The sequence below is a fragment of the Ruegeria sp. genome (genome assembly GCF_965243365.1).
Taxonomy (GTDB): domain Bacteria; phylum Pseudomonadota; class Alphaproteobacteria; order Rhodobacterales; family Rhodobacteraceae; genus Ruegeria.
Genome location: NZ_CBDEUW010000002.1, coordinates 2,591,072 through 2,604,677, shown reverse-complemented (window position 1 = coordinate 2,604,677; position 13,606 = coordinate 2,591,072). Strand labels below are relative to the sequence as shown.

Below are 13,606 nucleotides of genomic sequence, written 5' to 3'. Positions count from 1 at the left end.
TGAACGCCAGTCAGGCGGCGCGGCGCTATCATATGCACCGTGCCTCGCTGCGCGCGCGGCGTCTGAACAACCGACCTCCGGGGGCGGGATTTATCCCCAAACCCCCAACTTCAAGGAGACACGTTCATGAGCACCATCCAACAACGCATCGTCCGCTACGGCGAGCTCCAACCCTGTAAAACCGCGTTCATCGACGCCCACACACCCGGCAGCGATCAAAAAGAGAACTTTACTATTGTCGGCGGCGGCGTGTCGGAATCCCCCGATCAGCACGTCCACATCACCGACAAGATCGGCTTTAACATCGGTGCGGCGGGTCAGCCGCCGAAATGCCGTAACTCTTTGCACAGCCATACGACCGCCGAGGTCTTTTTTGTCGCAAAAGGCCGCTGGCGGTTCTTCTGGGGTCGCTATGGCACGGCTGGTGAGTTCTTCGCCGAGGAAGGCGATATCTTTAACATCCCAACCGGCATCTTCCGCGGCTTCGAGAATGTGGGCCAGGACTACGGCATGATCATGTCGATCCTTGGTGGCGATGACGCCGGTGGCGGTGTCACTTGGGCGCCGCAAGTGATCGAAGACGCACAGGCGCATGGCTTGATGCTGGGCGACAACGGGGTCCTGTACGATTCCAAAAAAGGTCAGGAGCTGCCTCACAATGTCCGCCCGATGCCATTGTTGAGCGAAGAGCAATTGAAGGACTACCCTGAGGTTCCGGTCGAGGATGTCATCGGAAAATACGTTGCGCGCTATTGGGATCTGATGGCTCTGTCGGCCAAAAGGTCAGCGGTAGTGATCGGCGAGAATGGCCTTATCAAGGACAAACCGGGATTTGAGGTCGACTTTCTTGGCCATGGGTCTTGTGTGACCAATCCGGTCAAAGCTGAAAAGCCGGTGGTTCTGATGCCTGCCAGCGGTCATTGGCGAATTTCGATTGACGGGTTTGAGACGACGTTGTCCTCGGGCGACACGGCCTTGGTTCTGCCGGGCGAGGACTATAGCGTGGCACCATCGATGACTGGGCAGGCAGGCCTGTACCGGATCACTGCAACCGATGACCCCGCCGGAGCGACCTGGACAGGATGAACGCCGACCCCAACGACACACACGCCATTTATGAGCGGCAAGCGACAGAGTACGACAAGCGCCGATCAAAAGCTTTGTTCGAAGCGCGCTGGTTGGCGCGCTTCACCGCCAGCCTTAAACCGGGCGACCATGTTTTGGATCTGGGATGCGGCACCGGCGATCCGATTGCGCGCTGGTTCATGGCTGAAGGCTTTGATGTCACAGGGGCGGATTTCTCTGACGCGATGCTGGCCATCGCGCGCAAGCGTTGGCCTGATGGCGATTGGCGGAATGCGGATATGCGGGATTTTGAACTGGATACCCAGTTTGGCGGGATCATTGCCTGGAACAGCTTTTTCCACCTGACCGCAGAGGAACAGGAAGACTGTATCGCCCGCATGGCACGTCATTTGCGACCGGGTGGAATGCTGATGCTTACGGTAGGCCCGCGCGCTGGCGAAGAAACTGGCGCAGTCGGAAGCGAGCTTGTCTATCATGCCTCGCTTTCGCCCGCTGCCTACGCCCGGTGTCTGGAACAAAATGGGCTGAGGATGACAGGCTTTCTGGCAGAAGACCCTGAAACCCAAAGCCACACAATCCTGATGGCCCGCAAAGACTAAGGAGGCTTGTATGACCATAAAAACCACACATGTTGGGTCTCTGCCCCGAACGCAAAGGGTAGTGGATTTCATCTTTGCCCGCGAAAATGACAAGCCCTATGACGCTGCGGATTTTGATGCCTGCATGGCAGATGCGGTTTCGGAAACGGTACGTAAACAGGTCGAGGCCGGTGTTGATATCGTCAGCGATGGTGAGACATCCAAGATATCTTATGCCACCTACGTGAAAGACCGCTACACAGGCTTTTCCGGAGACAGCCCGCGCAATGCACCCGCCGATCTGAAGATGTTCCCCGGTTTTCTGGAGCGGCTGGCCAATGACGGTGGCACGCCGCAATACGCCCGCCCGATGTGTACAGGCCAGGTTCGGTCGAAGGGACAGGGTGAGCTGGAAAAGGATATCGCCAACCTCAAGGCTGCGATGAAACAGCACGAAGCAGCGCGCGGGTTCATGAATGCCGCATCACCGGGTGTGATCTCTCTGTTCCTGCAGAATGATTTCTACCCCACGCGTGAGGCCTATTTGGCTGCGCTGGCGGATGCCATGAAAGAGGAATACGAAACCATCGTTTCCGCAGGTCTGGATTTACAGCTTGATTGCCCCGATCTGGCCCTGTCGCGCCACATGCTGTTCAACGACCTGTCGGACGAAGATTTCCTCAAGATTGCCGACATGCATGTCGAAGCCTTGAACCACGCGTTGCAGAACGTACCGCAGGATCGGGTTCGGGTGCATATCTGCTGGGGTAACTACGAAGGCCCGCATTGCTGCGACATTGCGATGGACAAAGTTTTCGGCACCTTGATGGCGACCAAGTCTCGCTATGTTCTGTTTGAAACCTCGAACCCGCGCCATGCCCACGAGTGGACCGTTTTCCGCGCCCGAAAGGCAGAAATTCCCGAAGATAAGATTCTTGTTCCCGGCGTGGTCGATACAACCACAAACTTTGTTGAGCACCCGGAACTGGTGGCCCAGAGGATTGAACGGTTCACCGATATTGTTGGATCAGATCGTGTAATCGCAGGCAGCGACTGCGGATTTGGCACATTTGCAGGATTCGGCGCAGTCGACCCGCAAATAGCCTATGCCAAGCTGGCGGCGCTTTGCGAAGGAGCCAGGCTGGCCTCGGCATGATACCCGTTGTTTTCTTGCCCGGCATGATGTGCGATGTCCGCCTGTTCGGCCCTCAGATCAAAGCACTGTCGGGTATTTATCCCGTCATGAGCTTTCCTTTGGGTCATCATGATAACATTCAGACCATAGCGACCGACATTCTGAAAAACGCACCACCTTCCTTCGCGCTGGCCGGGCTGTCGATGGGCGGTATTGTGGCGATGGAAATACTGCGTCAGGCACCCGACCGTGTCGATCGGCTTGCACTACTGGACACAAACCCGCTTGCCGAAACGCCCGAGGTGAAAGCCCGCCGCGCGCCACAGATGGCGGCCGTGCGCGAAGGTCGCTTGCGGCACGTTATGCGCGATGAGATGAAGCCAAATTATCTGGCAGATGGCCCGTGTACCGGGGCAATACTCGACCTTTGCATGGCGATGGCCACCGATTTGGGCCCGGACGTCTTTTTACGGCAATCCCGGGCGTTGATGGACCGGGCAGATCAGTGCGCGACCCTCTCTGCTTATTCTGGAAAAGCTCTGATCCTGTGCGGGCGGGATGACGGATTATGCCCTGTCGAGCGTCACCAGTTGATGCACAACCTTCTTCCCAACAGCACGTTTGAGATTATTGAGCAGGCCGGCCACCTGCCCACATTGGAAAAACCTGACGAAACCACGGCGGCTCTGCTCCGCTGGCTGGAGGACACATGACACCTTCGCTTTTGACTCTGCTACGCAAGGTCGACACACCCACCGTCTGCAATGCTATCGAGGTTGCACAAGGCAAGCGCGGGTTCGACGGCTTCACCCGAGGCACCATGCTGTGTTCAGCCCCTGAAGAGCCCGCAATTGTGGGCTACGCCCGCACCGCCAAGATCGCGGCCGTCAATCCGCCGACTGAGCCCGCCGATGTCATTAGGGCCCGCCGGATGGCCTACTACAAATACATGGCAGACTCGCCTACACCATCCGTCGCCGTCATCGAAGACACAGATTACCCCGACTGCATCGGAGCTTATTGGGGAGAGATCAATACCACCATCCACAAGGGTTTTGGCCTGTCAGGTGCCCTGACTAACGGTGTTATGCGCGATCTTGGCGACGTACCCGATGGGTTTCCTGTTGTCGCCGGTTCCGTAGGACCAAGCCACGGCTTCGTCCACATACGCGAGATCGACACCCAAGTGTCTGTCTTCGGTTTGGTGGTCAGGCCGGGGGACCTGATCCATGCCGACCGCCACGGCGCGTTGGTCATCCCCGAAGACGTGATCGATCAGTTGGAGGGCGCAATCCATAAGCTTCTATCGACCGAGCGCATTATCCTCGACGCGGCCAGCCAACCGGGGTTTGACTTTGAAAAGTTTCAAAGCGCCTGGACAGCGTTTGAAAAGGCCAGGGTCTAAATCAATCCGGGGCCAAATCGGAATTTTGAGGCCCCCGTTCGTCCGCGACACGGCAACACCTCGTTTACTCTTGAAGACAGGTACCCGCTTGTGTCAGCAAAGGCCGATACCAATGACCGCATGGATCGCCAGAGCAAAAGCTGATGCCGAAACGTGACCATGTGCCTTAGAAGGAATACTGCCAGTGGCCGAGTTTGACGCTATTCCAGTGCTGGACGTTACCCCGCTGATCAACGGCGGCGACACAACCCAATTGGCACAGGATTTCCTGAAAGCATACGGGGAAACCGGGTTCGGATACATTGTTAACCACGGAGTAGATCCAAAGCTGTGCAAAGGTATCTTTGAGGCCTCACAAGCATTTCACGACTTACCCCAGTCCGCAAAACAGAAAATTGCGTTGGACAAGAACCATCGCGGTTATATCGCGATCAACACCTCTACGGACGTGAACTCTGATCTGGCGAAGGTTGAGAAACCCAACCAATCCGCATCCTTCATGATGATGCGCGAGGATGCCAGCCCGGACCCAGATGTGTATCTGTCCGGACCCAACCAATGGCCTGAACTCGACGGGTTCAGAGACACCTGCGAAGCCTATGCCAGTGCAATGAGCCAACTTGGGTTTCAGTTGATGACCTTGGCGCTTCAGGCGATTGACGCAAAAGATCATTCCGTGTTGCGGGCCTTCCAGGAACCGACGATCTGGCTGCGTCTGCTCAAGTACCCACCGCAACCGCCGCAATCGCCGGAAGACCTTTACGGGTCAGCGCCGCACAAGGATTTCGGATGCCTTACGCTGCTTGCACAGGACGACGTAGGTGGCCTCCAGGTGCAGACGCCTTCGGGCAACTGGGTGGATGCCCCACCGATGCCCGGTGCTTTTGTAGTCAATGTGGGGGATATGCTGCATCGCATGTCCAATGGGAAACTGCTGTCTACGCCGCACCGGGTTATTAACGCCACGGGCAAGCAAAGATACTCGGTTCCTTTCTTCTATGATCCGCATGTGTCACTGGAAATCGCAGCCCTGCCCGGCACCGGCGCCCCCAAGTTCGAAGCGATCAATTTCGGTGAATTCCTCCGAGGGGAACTTGAGGCCGCGTATGACGCACATAAGGCCCCCAAAACTGCCTAGTTTTAGGGTGCTCAACCGCCGAGCCTAACCTTCAGCATTGCGTGTGCGCAGATCGAATTGTTCAGGACGACCTCTTGATCCAGCAAACTCATGCTGCTTGTTCTGCGAATCAGCGTCTCGATGAGGCATTCAATCTCTAGCAGCGCGAGATGCATGCCAACGCACATGTGAACACCCGCGCCAAAGCCAAGGTGCCGGCGCGCGTTTTTGCGTTCCAGATCAAAGACATCAGCGTTTTCAAACATATCGTTGTCTCGATTGGCAGAGGCAAACAACATCATGACCCGCGCGCTTTGCGGAATTTCGACCCCTGCTTCAACCACAGACGCCGTGGCGTGGCGGCTGAAAGAGCGAATAGGGCTTCCAAGCCGGATTGCCTCGTGAATGGCGTTTGGAATCAGCGACGGGTCCAATTTGACCTTTTCGAAGGTGTCTGGATCACGCGCCAGATAATAGATCAGATGACCAATGGCCGAGATCGTCGTGTCTAGGCTTGGGTTTATGTAGTCGCGAATCGCAAACGGAGCCAAATCGGGATCGATGTCCCCTGCTCGCGACATTTCGCTGATCCGATGGGTCCAGCTTCCACATTTGAGCTTGTCTGGCGTTACATCGCGCTGAATGAAAACCCGCATTTCCTCGATCGCCTCACATGCGGCTTGCCCGCGCGCGTTCTGAACGCCCAATACGTCAAAGGCGGCGGCGGCCCATTTGAGCATGTTCTCGCGCCCGAAATCAGGCAGGCCAACCAGATCGCGGACCACTGCCAGCGGAAGGCCCTGCGCAAGATCCTCGACCGCATCAACGGTCCCTTTTTTCAGTGCGTTTTCAACCAGCTCGTCAGCAACTTCTTCAATACGTGACCGATATTGCTGCACGGCTTGTGCGGTCAGAGGCGGCTGCATCGCACCGCGCAGTGCATCGTGTCGTGCGCCATCAGAGGCAACAGTATTTCCCTGCAAATGGGTGCATCCAAAGTCATCCGCGGCAACGCCTTTGCCTGAAATGTAAAGCTCTGGGCGGCGCAGAGCGGAACGGACGGTGCTGTATTGAGTGAAAGCATAGTTGCCGTGTTCTGACATCCAGACAACCGGACCCTTGTCACGCAGGCGCGTGTAATGGGGCCATGGGTTCTGGATGACCTCATCCGAATACAGGTCAACGTCGTCGTGCGGGCAGTCGTTTGGCAAAATCATCATTGCCATAGAATACAACTATGCTAACTTAGGTCAATATTGTTGCATATGGGAGGAATGAATGACCTATCGCGCCGCAATCGCGGGCCTCTGCACATCGGTCGCAATGGCCACGACAGCAAATGCCCAAGACATTGACCTGACCATGTCGCACTACTTGCCACCCGTTCTCGGGCTGCACGTGGATTTTCTGGAACCGTTTGCGCGGGAGCTGGAAGAAAAATCCGGTGGCAAAATCGCCGTCGACATCCAGACAGCAGGAAGCTCGCTTGGCGTCATCACCAAGCAATGGGATCAGACTCAGGATGGTCTGTCCGACATTTCGTTTGGTCTTCACGGTATTCCACGCGGTCGCTTTACCTGCACCCAGGTTGTGGAACTGCCGTTCCTGACAGACAGTGTGGAAGAAGCCAACGCAGTGCTCTGGGGCCTGTACCCCGAATATCTGGCCGAGGAGCATTCGGGCGTGAAAGTGCTGGCGTTGATGGCGCATGATCCGGGCGTTCTGGCGACAAATGGGAAACGTGTTGAAACGCCCGAGGACCTGAAAGGCCTGCGTATTCGCGTGCCGTCCCCGTTCATTGCCGCCATGTTGGAAGACCTGGGTGCCGTGCCGGTGGGTATGCCTCCGGGGCAGGTTTACGAGAATATGCAGACCGGTGCGATTGACGGTGTGGTTCTGCCATGGGCGGGGCTAAAGGAATTCCGCATCACAGAAGTCACCACCAATGCCATCGAGATCGGAGCCTATACAACGCCCTTCTACTTCGTGATGAACGAAGACACCTACAATGACATGCCCGACGATGTGCGTTCTGTGATTGATGAGATCACAGGTGACGCGCTGGTCGCCAAATTCCCGAACTGGTGGACGGAATGGGGCGCAGCCGGCCCGGCGCAGATCACCGACGCGGGTGGAGAGGTCATTACTCCGGACGCTGCCCTGCGTCAGACCTGGATTGATGCAACTGCAGACACGGTGGCACAGCTTGAGAAAGATCTGGCTGAGCAATGCGGGCCAGAGCTGATCCAGGCGGCGCGTGCCCTTGCGGCGAATTAAAGGACGCGCACCGCTGGCAGGAAAGTCCCGCCAGCGGTAGCCTGAATTTCATGGACAATAAGATTGTGGAGACTGCCACCCTGGCGCTGGTCTGGATCGGCGGGTTGCTGATGTTGGGTGCGATGGCGCTGACCATTGGGGATATTGGCGCCCGATGGATGTTTTCGGTCGGATTCATCGGGCTGGTCGATGTGACTCAGTTTGCTGTTGTGGGGTTTGCCTATCTGGCCTTGCCAAGGGTCTTCTGGACCGATGCAAACGTGGCAATCGAGCTCTATGACGGGCGGCTTTCCCCGCGAATGGACGCAGCGCTGCGTATCCTGTCTTTGGTCTTGTCGCTTGGCGTGATCGCCCTTTTGTTACGGTATGGCTGGGTACAGGCGGAACGTACATTGCGTTACGGGGATGTGTCCCAGAACGTCAGTATCCCGATGATCGGTTTTTGGGTTCTCATATTGACGGGTCTAGGGGTATCCGCGCTCATCTGCCTTGTACGTTTGTGGCGGTCTTGTGTGGTTATTGTGAAAGGACGGGTGGCCGATGCCCATTGAACTCTGGGGCGTTACCGGCTTTGCAGCGCTGATCGCACTGATCCTGCTGCGTGTGCCCGTTGCCATCGCCATGGCCAGCGTAGGTGTGATCGGCGGGGCGCTTTTGGGTAGCGTCAAGAAAACCGGCCTGATCTTCTCGGCCGCCGCGTTAGAGAGTGTCTTTCCATATACGCTGTCAGTGGTTCCCCTGTTTATCCTGATGGGCGTTTTTGTGACGCATGCCGATTTGTCCAGAAAGCTATATGACGGTATCCACGCGCTTTTGTGTCACAAGCCCGGTGGGCTGGCCCAGGCAACGGTCGGGGCCTGCGCGATGTTCGGTGCCATTTGCGGCTCATCCCTGGCGACTGCGGCAACCATGACCCGCGTGGCCCTGCCGCAGATGCGGGCGAGAGGTTACGCGGACAGTCTGGCAACCGGCGCAATCGCTGCGGGGGGGACGCTGGGCATCCTGATCCCGCCCTCGATTATCCTGATGATCTATGGCGTCCTCACCGGCACGTCTATCGGTAAGCTTTTTCTTGCCGGCCTGATCCCGGGCTTGCTTGGCACTGCGCTGTATATGCTTGCGGCACGTTATTCTGTCTGGCGCGACCCCACCGCGGGCCCGCCGGAAGCCCGCAAAACATGGGGTGAACGTCTACATGCTCTGATGCGGACCTGGGACGTGTTCCTGCTTTTCGGTCTGGTTCTGGGCGGTATCTATGGCGGCTGGTTCTCAACCATCGAAGCGGCTGCCGTGGGTGCCTTTGGCGGGCTATTGGCTGCGGTGGTCCGACAAAGATCGCTTCGGTTTCTTCCCAAGGCCCTGGACGAGGCCGCCCGCACAACCGGAATGATCTTCATCATCATTGTCGGAACCGCCGCTTTCAACGCGTTTATCGAGCGCACGCACCTGCCCAACACGATTATCGGGTTCGTGGCTGATGTCGGCCTCAGCCCGTTGGTCGTATTGATCCTTTTGATGCTAATTTACCTGGTTCTCGGCTTCATCATGGACGGGCTATCGGTGGTCTTTGTGACCATTCCAATCGTCTTCCCGCTGGTACAATCGCTAGGTATCGATCCGGTGCTTTTTGGCATTCTGGTCGTTACAGCAACCGAGATCGGGTTGATCACACCACCCGTTGGCATGAACCTGTTCGTGATCAAGGGCATCGCACCGGACCTGGACATTCGGACGATCTGGAAGGGCGTGATCCCTTTCATTGCTGCCGATGTGATCCGGCTGGCTGTCCTGATCGCCTTTCCGGCGCTCACGCTCTTGCTACCTGCGGCAGTCCACTAGCCACCAAACTCTGTCGACAACGCGGCGCATGCTGCCTTCAGGCTTTTGCCAACGGCACCATCTGCCTTGTCATCAAAATCACCTGACCACCCCAGCACGGTCACCGCCAGCGACAGATCCGTCCCATAGGAAAAGACCGGCGCAGACAAAGAGGCGATACGGGGCAGCAAATCCCCATCCACCCGCCCAAGACCAATCTCCAGCGTATGATGGCGTATCTGTTCCATTTCTCCACCGCCCTCTTCTTCGGCCAGCGGAAGGACCTGGCTTTCATTGCCCCACGCAAGAAAGACGCGACCCGTGGCAGACGTCAGCACCGGCAGCACCAGCCCGGCGCGCGCTTCAACGGCCAACGGGCGAAACCCTTCGAAATACCGAATGATGGTCGGCCCGCGATTGCCCCATACGGCGACAAAAACAGCCTCACCAATCTCATCCCGCAATGCCTCGGCCCGGTCACAGGTGCGTTCTACAGTGTCGAGCCGACTTAGTGCCGAAAGACCAAGGCCAAGGGATGTAGCACCAAGGTCATACGCACCCCGCCCCGTTTGCCGTAGCGCACCGCAACGCACCAGCGAGACCAGATAGTGATGCACTTTCGAAGGCGAGCTATCCAAGGCCTGCGCGATCTCTGCCACGCCGACAGGTCCGGGAGCAGCAGCAACAATGTGCATGATATCAAATGCCCGCTCGACCGATTGAACGCCTTTCCGATCTCCGGGTTTGGCTTCTGCGGTCGGCATACGTGCCGGGGTTTGTAGGCGAATAATCGGTTTCAAAAGAGATCCTTATGTTACCGGAACAGATTACAATGGTATCTGTATGTTGCACAGAGAGAACAGGAATTCCCTGCAATTGGTTCTCTGTATATATCAAGGCAATGCAAAGGTAGGCGCGGACGGTTCAGGATCACCGGCATTTGCCGAATACGAACCGGCTATATGCGCCCCAACAAAGCCATTTACCGTGCCGTCAGTTCATCTTCCGAGACAATTGCCATCAAATTATGCCCAGAATGCTGTTCCCGGGGACAGTCACAACAGGCAACTTGTCAGCTTTTTGGCTGTAGATTAGCGTTCTTCGGGCGCAAATTGCGTTTTGGTCTGTTTCCTGAAGGAAGATATATTCATGCGCTGGTCAAGGACGAACCCGTTTTGATTAATCTCCGGATGCCTCACTATTTTGCGCTCGGTCTTCTCTTTTTTGTGTTGGTAACCGGGCGGGGCCTGCTCAGTGAAGGGTTTCACCCGGATGATTGGATGCATGCGGCCGGTTACACCGGGCGGTGGTTGGTGAGTGAGGGGCGTTGGTTTCAGGATACGATCTTCCGGTCCCTCTTGGGCGGAGAGTTCCGGCTCACGCTCCAAATCGCCCTGGCCGCCATTTGTTTTCTGACCATATGCTGGCGACTGGCGGGGCATATCACCGAAAAACATCTGCAAGGAATTGCCGCCCTCGCGTTGCTTCTTGCTGGCGTCAACCATGTTTATCTGACCGAAGCGATGACCTGGCAGGCACACGTTTTTTCGTATCCACTCGCGCTTCTTATGTCGCTGGTGGCGTTCGAACTTATTGCCCGATCAGCGAAAGACAGGTTCAGGCTGGAAGTATTCCTTCGCCTTGTATTGGCCGCACAGCTTCTTGCACTTTCCTTTGCCGTTTTTCAGGCCTTCGCGATTTTCGGAGCCATTCTTCCGATCATGATGCTTTTGCGCTGGGACCGCGATCCCCTCGCCTTGGTGGCGCGCGTATTTCTCTATTGCTGCGTGGCTGGGGTGGCATCAATCCTTCTTTATGCGATTGAATGGCAAATCATCGCGCGCATACATGATTTACAGCTCACGGCGGAAAGATTTGGGCTCATCACCTTTCCAGAACTTTTGAACAAGTTCTCGCAGATCGACGGATTTCTTCGAAATATCTACTCCGGGAAGGTAATATCCGTCCCAAGACCCGCCAGATTGGCACTGCTTTTGGTCGCTTTCGCGGGTTTAGCGCTTCCAGTCCTGGCTGCGGCCATGGCGATCATAACCGGAACCATGCCCCTGTCGCGGCGGTTGGAGATTGTCTTTAGGGTTGCAGTGTCACTGCTGCTTGCATTTGGGATTGCGCCGCTTCTGTTCTGGTACGTGACACCCGGAGAGTACTTCCCGCCCAGAGCAATCGGCTATATCGGGTTTTGGATGGCTGCACTGACATTGACCGGCGCTGTACAAGGGTGGTCCCTTCCTCAGCGGTCATGGTTTTCGAGGCTGTTTCCCGTCTCTGCCGCAATCGCCCTTTTATTGGCCGCTGTCGTCCACAACACCCTGTCAATCTGGATCTGGCGCGATCGTGCCGAGCTGGCTTCGAAAGACCTTGTCCTTGCGGAAGAAATTTTTGTTGCGGTTAATCAACTGGATCAACCCTGGAACAGCGTCAAAATTGTCGGGAATTTACCAGATGACTGGAATACGTTTTCCTGGCGCAGCTATATGGGCAGTTCAGCGTTCGAGCTGCGCAACCCGCAAAAATCCTTGTTCGAAGTTCAGTACAGTCCAGATATTGTTGTAGAGGGGGCGTACTACAGTCCGAAAGCCTGTCCGGCGTTTCCCGACCCTCGGTCCGTTTTCGTTGTCAAAGATATTGCTTACGTCTGCCTAGAAGCGATGCCCGCTTTCTCGGAACCCCAAACCTGCCTGCAGCTTTCAGATGGTCACTCTATCGCCGTCTGCTACGAGGCGCCTTATGTATTGGTTCGCTTTCCGACTTGCCCGGATGAGGCCTCGGACATCTACTATCTGCTCGAATGGATTGATCAAAGCACGGGTCGTCGGGACGTTTTGGGAACAATTTACCCACCTCAATTCATGCGCCTTTCGATGGAACATCTTGCCGAACCTCATGGCGACAGCTGTTATTATCGGATGCACGAATTACCCCAGATTGCTTCGGAAGTTGCCATCACCGCAAGAACTCGCAACGGTGAAACGCTGTTCGAAGACAGTGTCGAATTCACTGCAGCCCGGTAAAGGCACGACTTGACACCAACCTGAGCTTTTTTGAGCCCAGACCTGCATCACTATTCGGTGGCGAACACCGTCGGATTGCAATCACGGCGCAAGAAAACGAAGCCCTGCGACGACAGACATGCCCACCAGCATTGAGATTGGCAGGCTGCGGGTTTTTACAGCGACCAGGAACACAATCGCCCCCGCCACCCATTCGATAGGGCCGCCCTTTAGCATCAGCTGGGCCACCAGCGCGACTATCAGACAACCCGGCAACGCCTCCATCCCGCGCGCCCAACTTCCTTCCTGTGGCAAGCGCAGTGCCAACAGAAAACCGCCCAAGCGAATTGCATAGCTGACAACGCCAAGGCCCAGGACGGTCAACCAGATTTCAGTCGCCATGGGTTACTCCTGCCGTGAGTGCACCAAGCACAGCCCCGACTATCAGCCCCCAACTGGCGTATGACGGAAACATCAGCGCAAACGTGACGACGGAACATGCGGCCACACCCCAAGGCAATAGATCGCTGCGCCCTCGCCAGAGACCGGGCAACAACGCAACAAAAACTGCAATAATGGCAAAATCCATCCCAATGCTGGCCGGGTTTGATATCCCCTTGGACAACAGAGCGCCCGCACAGGTAGCGAAAATCCAGACCAGCAGCAGGAAGGCCCCTCCACCAAAGAGATACCAGTAACTTGCCAGCGCGCCTCGGGTCTTTGCAGCCTGCATAAGAGCGATCGAGGCATCTGTAGCCAGATATACGCCTGTTGCAATCTGCCACCGTGGACGGTTGATCAACGCGCCCCGCATACTTGCAGTGATCAACAGGATACGCATGTTCAGCGCAGCGCCCGCCAAAACCGCCGCTGCAACCCCCGCGCCTGTCATCAACTGATCCAACGCAATCAGTTGCGCCGAACCACCAAATACAAACGCGCTCATGCTAAGCGACTGAACCATGGAAAAACCTGACTGCGAGGCCAAAAGACCAAAGGCCACACCATAGGTGGCAGCGGCCAGCGCTATGGGCAGCATATCCCTCACGCCCGTCGCAATTTCAGAGATTTTGGGTATTGGCACTTCAGCCATGATTGACCTTTTCGAACGAACGCTGTTCACTAAAACGAACATACAGTTGTTCGATTTGAAATACAATCGTTCTATACGGTGAACAC

General features: G+C 56.3%; 14 protein-coding genes. 10 read left to right on the top strand and 4 right to left on the bottom strand.

All coding sequences use genetic code 11. The features are described 5' to 3' along the window. Window positions 1-126: 126 nt before the first annotated feature. The 6 genes from ACP0GE_RS16640 (at window position 127) to ACP0GE_RS16615 (ending at window position 5,342) form a co-directional block, all read left to right on the top strand. Window positions 127-1,086 (top strand): cupin, encoded by a 960-nt coding sequence (locus tag ACP0GE_RS16640; RefSeq protein WP_424833029.1) that lies wholly within the window; start codon window positions 127-129, stop codon window positions 1,084-1,086. Next, a complete protein-coding gene (locus tag ACP0GE_RS16635) occupies window positions 1,083-1,685 on the top strand; it encodes a class I SAM-dependent methyltransferase (protein ID WP_424833028.1) in 603 nt (200 codons plus the stop codon). The genes ACP0GE_RS16640 and ACP0GE_RS16635 overlap by 4 nt, the downstream gene beginning before the upstream one ends. 10 nt (window positions 1,686-1,695) lie before the next feature. Then, entirely contained in the window at window positions 1,696-2,820 is a 1,125-nt protein-coding gene (locus ACP0GE_RS16630; protein WP_424833027.1) for a cobalamin-independent methionine synthase II family protein, read from the top strand. Next, window positions 2,817-3,512, top strand: a complete 696-nt coding sequence (locus tag ACP0GE_RS16625) for an alpha/beta fold hydrolase (protein WP_424833026.1) — start codon at window positions 2,817-2,819, stop codon at window positions 3,510-3,512. Before ACP0GE_RS16630 ends, ACP0GE_RS16625 begins: the two co-directional genes overlap by 4 nt. Continuing rightward, complete coding sequence (locus ACP0GE_RS16620; protein ID WP_424833025.1) at window positions 3,509-4,204, top strand: RraA family protein; 696 nt, start codon at window positions 3,509-3,511, stop codon at window positions 4,202-4,204. The genes ACP0GE_RS16625 and ACP0GE_RS16620 overlap by 4 nt, the downstream gene beginning before the upstream one ends. A 184-nt stretch (window positions 4,205-4,388) precedes the next feature. Beyond that, entirely contained in the window at window positions 4,389-5,342 is a 954-nt protein-coding gene (locus ACP0GE_RS16615; RefSeq protein ID WP_424833024.1) for an isopenicillin N synthase family dioxygenase, read from the top strand. Window positions 5,343-5,353: 11 nt separating this feature from the next. On the opposite strand, the gene ACP0GE_RS16610 is transcribed toward ACP0GE_RS16615, so the two are convergent. After that, window positions 5,354-6,547: a cytochrome P450 gene (locus tag ACP0GE_RS16610; RefSeq protein WP_424833023.1), complete on the bottom strand. Its 1,194-nt coding sequence runs from the start codon at window positions 6,545-6,547 to the stop codon at window positions 5,354-5,356. Between the two features lie 52 nt (window positions 6,548-6,599). On the opposite strand from ACP0GE_RS16610, the gene ACP0GE_RS16605 reads away from it, so the two are divergent. The 3 genes from ACP0GE_RS16605 to ACP0GE_RS16595 are packed head-to-tail and all read left to right on the top strand — an operon-like array spanning window position 6,600 to window position 9,437. Beyond that, window positions 6,600-7,598, top strand: coding sequence for a TRAP transporter substrate-binding protein (locus tag ACP0GE_RS16605; protein ID WP_424833022.1), 999 nt, complete (start codon window positions 6,600-6,602; stop codon window positions 7,596-7,598). 50 nt (window positions 7,599-7,648) lie between these two features. After that, window positions 7,649-8,149: a TRAP transporter small permease gene (locus ACP0GE_RS16600; RefSeq protein ID WP_424833021.1), complete on the top strand. Its 501-nt coding sequence runs from the start codon at window positions 7,649-7,651 to the stop codon at window positions 8,147-8,149. Next, a complete protein-coding gene (locus ACP0GE_RS16595; protein WP_424833020.1) occupies window positions 8,139-9,437 on the top strand; it encodes a TRAP transporter large permease in 1,299 nt (432 codons plus the stop codon). Before ACP0GE_RS16600 ends, ACP0GE_RS16595 begins: the two co-directional genes overlap by 11 nt. On the opposite strand, the gene ACP0GE_RS16590 is transcribed toward ACP0GE_RS16595, so the two are convergent. Continuing rightward, entirely contained in the window at window positions 9,434-10,216 is a 783-nt protein-coding gene (locus tag ACP0GE_RS16590; protein ID WP_424833019.1) for an IclR family transcriptional regulator, read from the bottom strand. The genes ACP0GE_RS16595 and ACP0GE_RS16590 overlap by 4 nt on opposite strands. A 162-nt stretch (window positions 10,217-10,378) precedes the next feature. Here ACP0GE_RS16590 and ACP0GE_RS16585 point away from each other — a divergent pair, with 162 nt between their 5' ends. Then, window positions 10,379-12,448: a hypothetical protein gene (locus ACP0GE_RS16585; protein WP_424833018.1), complete on the top strand. Its 2,070-nt coding sequence runs from the start codon at window positions 10,379-10,381 to the stop codon at window positions 12,446-12,448. 81 nt (window positions 12,449-12,529) lie between these two features. Here the strand turns inward: ACP0GE_RS16585 and ACP0GE_RS16580 are convergent, their stop codons facing one another. Further along, window positions 12,530-12,829, bottom strand: coding sequence for an AzlD family protein (locus ACP0GE_RS16580; protein WP_424833017.1), 300 nt, complete (start codon window positions 12,827-12,829; stop codon window positions 12,530-12,532). Beyond that, complete coding sequence (locus tag ACP0GE_RS16575; protein WP_424833016.1) at window positions 12,819-13,520, bottom strand: AzlC family ABC transporter permease; 702 nt, start codon at window positions 13,518-13,520, stop codon at window positions 12,819-12,821. The genes ACP0GE_RS16580 and ACP0GE_RS16575 overlap by 11 nt, the downstream gene beginning before the upstream one ends. Window positions 13,521-13,606: the final 86 nt, after the last annotated feature.

Excerpts from the sequence above, each read along its gene's own strand:
- ACP0GE_RS16640 (WP_424833029.1), top strand. The coding sequence starts at position 127 with ATGAGCACCATCCAACAACGCATCGTCCGCTACGGCGAGCTCCAACCC.
- ACP0GE_RS16635 (WP_424833028.1), top strand. The coding sequence starts at position 1,083 with ATGAACGCCGACCCCAACGACACACACGCCATTTATGAGCGGCAAGCG.
- ACP0GE_RS16630 (WP_424833027.1), top strand. The coding sequence starts at position 1,696 with ATGACCATAAAAACCACACATGTTGGGTCTCTGCCCCGAACGCAAAGG.
- ACP0GE_RS16625 (WP_424833026.1), top strand. The coding sequence starts at position 2,817 with ATGATACCCGTTGTTTTCTTGCCCGGCATGATGTGCGATGTCCGCCTG.
- ACP0GE_RS16620 (WP_424833025.1), top strand. The coding sequence starts at position 3,509 with ATGACACCTTCGCTTTTGACTCTGCTACGCAAGGTCGACACACCCACC.
- ACP0GE_RS16610 (WP_424833023.1), bottom strand. The coding sequence starts at position 6,547 with ATGGCAATGATGATTTTGCCAAACGACTGCCCGCACGACGACGTTGAC.
- ACP0GE_RS16605 (WP_424833022.1), top strand. The coding sequence starts at position 6,600 with ATGACCTATCGCGCCGCAATCGCGGGCCTCTGCACATCGGTCGCAATG.
- ACP0GE_RS16600 (WP_424833021.1), top strand. The coding sequence starts at position 7,649 with ATGGACAATAAGATTGTGGAGACTGCCACCCTGGCGCTGGTCTGGATC.
- ACP0GE_RS16595 (WP_424833020.1), top strand. The coding sequence starts at position 8,139 with ATGCCCATTGAACTCTGGGGCGTTACCGGCTTTGCAGCGCTGATCGCA.
- ACP0GE_RS16585 (WP_424833018.1), top strand. The coding sequence starts at position 10,379 with ATGCGCCCCAACAAAGCCATTTACCGTGCCGTCAGTTCATCTTCCGAG.
- ACP0GE_RS16580 (WP_424833017.1), bottom strand. The coding sequence starts at position 12,829 with ATGGCGACTGAAATCTGGTTGACCGTCCTGGGCCTTGGCGTTGTCAGC.
- ACP0GE_RS16575 (WP_424833016.1), bottom strand. The coding sequence starts at position 13,520 with ATGGCTGAAGTGCCAATACCCAAAATCTCTGAAATTGCGACGGGCGTG.